Origin of the sequence: Azospirillum sp., assembly GCF_035628975.1 — a bacterium.
In the GTDB taxonomy this organism is placed as follows: Bacteria; Pseudomonadota; Alphaproteobacteria; order Azospirillales; family Azospirillaceae; genus Azospirillum.
On sequence record NZ_DASPIS010000088.1, the window covers coordinates 1 to 6,188 of the forward strand.

The 6,188-nt window shown below is 65.4% G+C and carries 5 protein-coding genes; 4 read left to right on the forward strand and 1 reads right to left on the reverse strand.

Annotated features, from left to right (window positions below):
* Position 1: 1 nt before the first annotated feature.
* Positions 2-835, reverse strand: coding sequence for an IclR family transcriptional regulator (locus VD964_RS19405; protein ID WP_324870159.1), 834 nt, complete (start codon positions 833-835; stop codon positions 2-4).
* Between the two features lie 336 nt (positions 836-1,171).
* On the opposite strand from VD964_RS19405, the gene VD964_RS19410 reads away from it, so the two are divergent.
* The 4 genes from VD964_RS19410 to sucC form a co-directional block, all read left to right on the forward strand.
* On the forward strand, positions 1,172-1,819 hold the full coding sequence (locus VD964_RS19410) for a GntR family transcriptional regulator (RefSeq protein ID WP_211101124.1): 648 nt from the start codon (positions 1,172-1,174) through the stop codon (positions 1,817-1,819).
* Between the two features lie 43 nt (positions 1,820-1,862).
* The gene (oxc, locus tag VD964_RS19415; protein ID WP_324870160.1) at positions 1,863-3,626 is read left to right on the forward strand and encodes an oxalyl-CoA decarboxylase; all 1,764 of its coding nucleotides are present in this window, start codon (positions 1,863-1,865) and stop codon (positions 3,624-3,626) included.
* A gap of 63 nt (positions 3,627-3,689) precedes the next feature.
* A complete protein-coding gene (frc, locus tag VD964_RS19420) occupies positions 3,690-4,964 on the forward strand; it encodes a formyl-CoA transferase (RefSeq protein WP_324870161.1) in 1,275 nt (424 codons plus the stop codon).
* Positions 4,965-5,274: 310 nt separating this feature from the next.
* The coding region (sucC, locus tag VD964_RS19425) for an ADP-forming succinate--CoA ligase subunit beta (RefSeq protein ID WP_324870162.1) at positions 5,275-6,188 on the forward strand (914 nt) is incomplete at its 3' end.

The window sequence follows — 6,188 nt, forward strand, 5'->3', positions numbered from 1 at the left end:
CTCACACCCCCCGTGACCGCACCAGCAGCACCCGCGCTTCTTCGGACGCGCGGTGCAGGTGGGGGAGGAACTGCACCTCCATCTCCGGGCAGGTGACGCGGGCGGCCTGGGCGCTGATGTTCATCGCCGCGACCACGCCTCCCGAAGCCGTGCGGATCGGCACGGCGATGGAGCGCAGGCCCAGTTCCAGTTCCTGGTCGACCAGGGAGAAGCCGCGGTCGCGCACCCGCTCCAGCTCGCGCTTCAGGGCATCCGCCGCGGTGATGGTGCGTTCCGTGTAGGGCTTCAGCGGGACGCGCGCCAGATAGGCGTCCAACTCCGACTCCGGCAGCGCCGCCAGCAGGACGCGCCCCATGGAGGTGCAGTAGGCCGGCAGGCGGCTGCCGACATTCAGCCCGACCGACATGATCCGTTTTGTCGCCGCACGGGCGATGTAGACGACGTCGTCTTCGTCCAGCACGGCGGCGGAGCAGGATTCCTGCACGGCGCCGCTGACCTGTTCGATCAGCGGGTCCAGGATCGTCGCCAGCGGGGCCGAGGACAGGAAGGAATAGCCCAGCGCCAGGATCTTCGGCTTCAGATAGAAGGTTCGGCCGTCCGACCCGGCATAGCCCAACTGCATCAGCGTCAGCAGACAGCGCCGCGCCGCCGCCCGCGGCAGGCCGGTGATCTTCGCGATGTCGGCGATGGTCAGGTTCGGCTCGCGTTCCGTGAAGGCACGAATCACCGACAGGCCGCGGGCCAGCGAGGTCATGAAGTTCGGGTCGGACGCCTCCTCCGCTGCAGCGGACGGCGTCTTGTCTGCGGCCCCGGCCAGATGTTGGGTTTCGGCCATGCGCGGGTCCCTTCCCCCGAAGTACGATCCTGAAGCACCAAATTAGGGCGATTATCGCGCATTGACCAGAAAAATCGAACAAATGAAGCGCCAACTCAGTCGGCAACGGAAATAGTTCGATGTGCCCGCAATTGGCCTTGCGGGTGTCTGGCATCTGGTATACCGTATCGATAATTCAAAACGACGCGCCGCTCTAAACGACGCATCAGAGGGCGTCATCCGAACGCTCGCACAGGAACGCTCACGACAACAAGCGGCGCCGCCGGCGTCGGCGCGCAAAGGGTCGGAACCGTGATGAACCGCGATAGATTCAGTGTCGAACCCCTGGAACAGGGGATGAGTTTCAAGGCGAAGGCCTACCAGTCGCTGCGCCAGGCCATCACGCAGATGAACATCTACGGCCAGAGCAGCGAGATCAGGTTGGACGAACGCCGGCTGTGCGAGGCGTTGGGTGTCAGCCGCACCCCGGTGCGCGAGGCGATGGCACTGCTGGAACAGGAGGGGTTCATCCGCTCCCAACCGCGGCGCGGAATCTTCGTGGTGCGCAAGACGAAGGCCGAACTGGTGGAGATGATCACGGTGTGTGCTGCCCTGGAAGGCATGGCGGCACGCCTGTTCGTCGAAAACGCCACCACGGAGAAGCTGGAGCTCCTGCACGCCGCGTTCGACAAATATACGAAAGCCGAGTTGGCGGAACACGTCGCCGAGTATTCCGACGCCAACATCGTCTTCCATCAAAGCATCGTCCAGGCTTCGGGCTCCACGCTGATCTCGGATCTGACCGATCGCTTCTTCATCCATATGCGTGCGATCCGCCGCGCGACCATGGGCCTCGGCGACCGTGCCGACCAGTCCATCCACGAACATCGGGACATCATCGAGGCGCTGGCCGCCCGCGATGCCGATCTCGCGGAACGTCGGGTGCGGGAACACACGCTCGGTCTCGCACAGTACGTGGAACGGCATTGCGCCTTCCTCGACTAACCGATCTTGAACCTTTTTGGAGCCTCGGGGAGGAGTCACCCATATGTCTACTGCGGCTGCAACGATCACTAAGAACCAGGCCACGGAAGCATCTGTTGTCGAAGACGCGCCGGCGCTGACCGACGGCTTCCAGCTCGTCATCGACGCGCTCAAGCTCAACGACATCAACAACCTGTATGTCGTCCCCGGTATTCCGATCTCCGACCTGCTGCGCATGGCGCAGGCCGAGGGCATGCGCGTCGTCTCGTTCCGCCATGAACAGAATGCCGGCAACGCCGCCGCGATCGCCGGTTTCATGACCAAGAAGCCGGGCGTCTGCATGACGGTGTCGGCCCCGGGCTTCCTGAACGGCCTGACCGCGCTGGCGAACGCCACCACCAACTGCTTCCCGATGATCCTCATCAGCGGCTCGTCGGAGCGCGAGATCGTCGACCTGCAGCAGGGCGATTATGAGGAGATGGACCAGTTGGCCATCGCCAAGCCACTCTGCAAGGCCGCCTTCCGCATCCTGCACGCCCAGGACATCGGCATCGGCGTGGCGCGCGCCATCCGCGCCGCCGTGTCGGGTCGTCCGGGCGGCGTCTATCTCGACCTGCCGGCCAAGCTGTTCTCGCAGGTGATGGACGCCGCGGAAGGCGCCAAGTCGCTGGTCAAGGTGGTCGATCCGACCCCGGCGCAGTATCCGTCGGCCGAGGCGGTGAACCGTGCGCTGGACCTGCTGAAGGGTGCCAAGCGTCCGCTGGTCATCTTCGGCAAGGGAGCTGCCTATGCCCAGGCCGACGACACCATCCGCGCCTTCGTCGAGAAGAGCGGCATCCCCTTCCTGCAGATGAGCATGGCCAAGGGCCTGCTGCCCGACACCCACCCGCAGTCGGCCGGTGCCGCCCGTTCGCTGGTGCTGCAGGACGCCGACGTGGTCATGCTGGTCGGCGCGCGGCTGAACTGGCTGCTGTCGCACGGCAAGGGCAAGACCTGGGGCAAGCCCGGCTCCAAGAAGTTCATCCAGATCGACATCGAGCCGAAGGAGATGGACAGCAACGTCGAAATCCATGCTCCGCTGGTCGGCGACATCGCCTCGGTCATGGAAGTTCTGCTGAAGGGCATCGAGGGCGGGCTCACCCCGCCGACCGAGTGGATGGCCACCGTCGCGGCCAAGCGTGAGCAGAACGTCGCCAAGATGGCGCCGAAGCTGATGAGCAACGCGTCGCCGATGAACTTCCACGGTGCGCTGGGCGCGCTCCGCCGCGTCATCAAGGAGCGTCCCGACGCCATGCTCGTCAACGAGGGCGCCAACACCCTCGACCTCGCCCGCGGCATCATCGACATGTACGAGCCGCGCAAGCGCCTGGACGTCGGCACCTGGGGCGTCATGGGCGTCGGCATGGGCTATGCCGTCGCCGCCGCGGTGGAAAGCGGCAAGCCGGTTCTGGCGGTGGAAGGCGACAGCGCCTTCGGCTTCTCCGGCATGGAGGTGGAGACGATCTGCCGCTACAACCTGCCGGTCTGCATCGTCATCTTCAACAACAACGGCATCTATCGCGGGACCGACGTCAACCCGACCGGCGGGGCCGATCCGTCGCCGATGGTCTTCGTGCCTGACTCCCGTTACGACAAGATGATGGAAGCCTTCGGCGGCGTCGGTGTCCATGTCACCAACCCCGACGAGCTGTACCGCGCCGTGACCGAGGCGATGGACAGCGGCCGTCCGACCCTGATCAACGCCGTCATCGACCCGGCCGCCGGCACCGAAAGCGGCAACATCGGCAGCCTGAACCCGACCAGCTCGGTCCGCAAGATGCCGTCCTGACGGGCAACCTGGAAAAGCGGCCTGTCCGACCAACACGACATTAAAAAGCAGGGGGAGAAATACATGGGCAAGGCACTTCAGGGCGTGCGGATTCTCGACTTCACGCATGTGCAGTCGGGGCCGACCTGCACCCAGTTGCTCGCCTGGTTCGGCGCCGACGTCATCAAGGTCGAACGGCCGGGCGAGGGTGATATCACCCGCAGCCAGCTGCGCGACCTGCCGGACGCCGACAGCCTGTATTTCACCATGCTGAACCACAACAAGCGGTCCATCACGCTCGACACCAAGACGCCCAAGGGCAAGGAGGTGCTGGAGTCGCTGATCAAGACCTGCGACGTGATGGTCGAAAACTTCGCCCCCGGCGTGCTCGATCGCATGGGGTTCACCTGGGAACGCATCCAGGAACTGAACCCCGCGATGATCGTCGCGTCGGTCAAGGGCTTCGGTCCCGGGCCGTTCGAGAACTGCAAGGTGTACGAGAACGTCGCTCAGTGTGCGGGCGGCGCCGCCTCGACCACCGGCTTCGACGACGGCCCGCCCATGGTCACCGGCGCCCAGATCGGCGACAGCGGCACCGGTCTGCATCTGGCGCTGGGCATCGTCACCGCGCTGTACCAGCGCAAGGAAACCGGCCGGGGCCAGAAGGTGCTGGCCGCCATGCAGGACGCCGTGCTGAACCTGTGCCGCGTCAAGCTGCGCGATCAGCAGCGCCTGGCCCACGGGCCGATGAAGGAATACCCGCAATACCCGAACGGCGAGTTCGGCGACACCGTGCCGCGCGCCGGCAACGCGTCGGGCGGCGGCCAGCCGGGCTGGATCTTGAAATGCAAGGGCTGGGAGACGGATCCCAACGCCTACATCTACTTCATCGCCCAGGCGCCGGTGTGGAAGTCGATCTGCAAGGTCATCGGCAAGGAGGAGTGGATCACCGATCCCGACTATGCCACCCCGGTGGCCCGCCTGCCGCGCCTGATGAGCATCTTCGCGACCGTCGAGGACTGGACCAAGACCCTGACCAAGTTCGAGGTCATGGACATCCTCAACAAGTACGACATCCCCTGCGGCCCGATCCTGTCGATGAAGGAGATCGCCGAGGACAAGTCGCTCTACGAGACTGGTACGCTGGTCGAGGTGGAGCACCCGACCCGCGGCAGCTACCTGACGGTCGGCAACCCGATCAAGCTGTCCGACAGCCCGACGGAGGTCACCCGCTCCCCGCTGCTGGGCGAACACACCGACGAGATCCTGCGCGACGTGCTGGGTTTCAGCGAGCGCGAGATCGTGGACATCCGCGACAGCGGCGCCATCGGCGCCGTGCAGCGGCTGGCGGCGGAGTAACGCCCTCTGCCCCCTCCCTAACCCTCCCCCCTCGGCCGGCCGAAGGCCGGTCCGATCGAGGGAGAGGGGACTGCCGCCGCCCTTGCACTTACTCCCTCTCCCGCGAAGCGGGGGAGGGTCGGGGAGGGGGCCAGAACCTGACATTTGATACGCCTACGACATTCATACCACCGCGCCTCCCTCTCCCCCGACCGTCCCCTTCCCGGTCGCCTGAGAGCCGAAGCCCGGACTTTTAAAAATCCGCCGCCCGTCAGCCGATGCATTTCCGGCTCCCCGCGGCCTCCAAAAGACAAATTCAGAGACGCAAACCATGAACATCCACGAATATCAGGCCAAGGATCTGCTGCGGGGGTACGGCGTCGCCGTTCCGCGCGGTGGCGTGGCCTTCACCCCGGAAGAGGCTGAATCGGTCGCCCGCGAGCTGGGCGGTCCGGTCTGGGTGGTGAAGTCGCAGATCCACGCCGGCGGCCGCGGTGCCGGCCGGTTCCAGGACAACCCGAACGGCAAGGGCGGCGTCCGTGTCGTCAAGTCGATCGGCGAAGTGGCGTCCAACGCCGCGGAAATGCTGAACCGGGTGCTGGTCACCAAGCAGGCTGGACCTTCGGGCAAGGAAGTGAAGCGCCTCTATGTCGAGGAAGGCGCCGACATCAAGCGCGAGCTGTATCTCGGCCTGTTGATCGACCGTGCCACCGGCCGCGTCACCATCATCGCCTCGACCGAAGGCGGCATGGAGATCGAGGAGGTCGCCCACAACACGCCGGAGAAGATCGTCAAGGTCGCCGTCGACCCGGTCACCGGCATCCAGGGCTACCATACCCGCAAGGTCGCCTTCGCGCTGGGCCTGGAAGGCAAGCAGGTTTCGGCCGCCGCGCGCTTCATCAGCGCCGCCTACAGGGCCTTCACAGAGTTGGACTGCGCCATCGTCGAGATCAACCCGCTGATCGTCACCGGGGCCGGCGACATCCTGGCGCTCGACGCCAAGATGAGCTTCGACGACAACGCGCTGTTCCGCCACAAAGACGTCGCCTCCCTGCGCGACGAAGCCGAAGAGGATCCGGCGGAGATCGAGGCGGCCAAGCACGACCTCAACTACGTCAAGCTCGACGGCAACATCGGCTGCATGGTGAACGGCGCCGGCCTGGCGATGGCCACCATGGACATCATCAAGCTGTATGGCGGCGAGCCGGCCAACTTCCTCGACGTCGGCGGCGGCGCCACGAAGGA

Bases quoted from the DNA above. Each gene is read 5' to 3' on its own strand.
- frc (WP_324870161.1), top strand. From the start codon at position 3,690: ATGGGCAAGGCACTTCAGGGCGTGCGGATTCTCGACTTCACGCATGTG.
- oxc (WP_324870160.1), top strand. From the start codon at position 1,863: ATGTCTACTGCGGCTGCAACGATCACTAAGAACCAGGCCACGGAAGCA.
- VD964_RS19405 (WP_324870159.1), bottom strand. From the start codon at position 835: ATGGCCGAAACCCAACATCTGGCCGGGGCCGCAGACAAGACGCCGTCC.
- VD964_RS19410 (WP_211101124.1), top strand. From the start codon at position 1,172: ATGAGTTTCAAGGCGAAGGCCTACCAGTCGCTGCGCCAGGCCATCACG.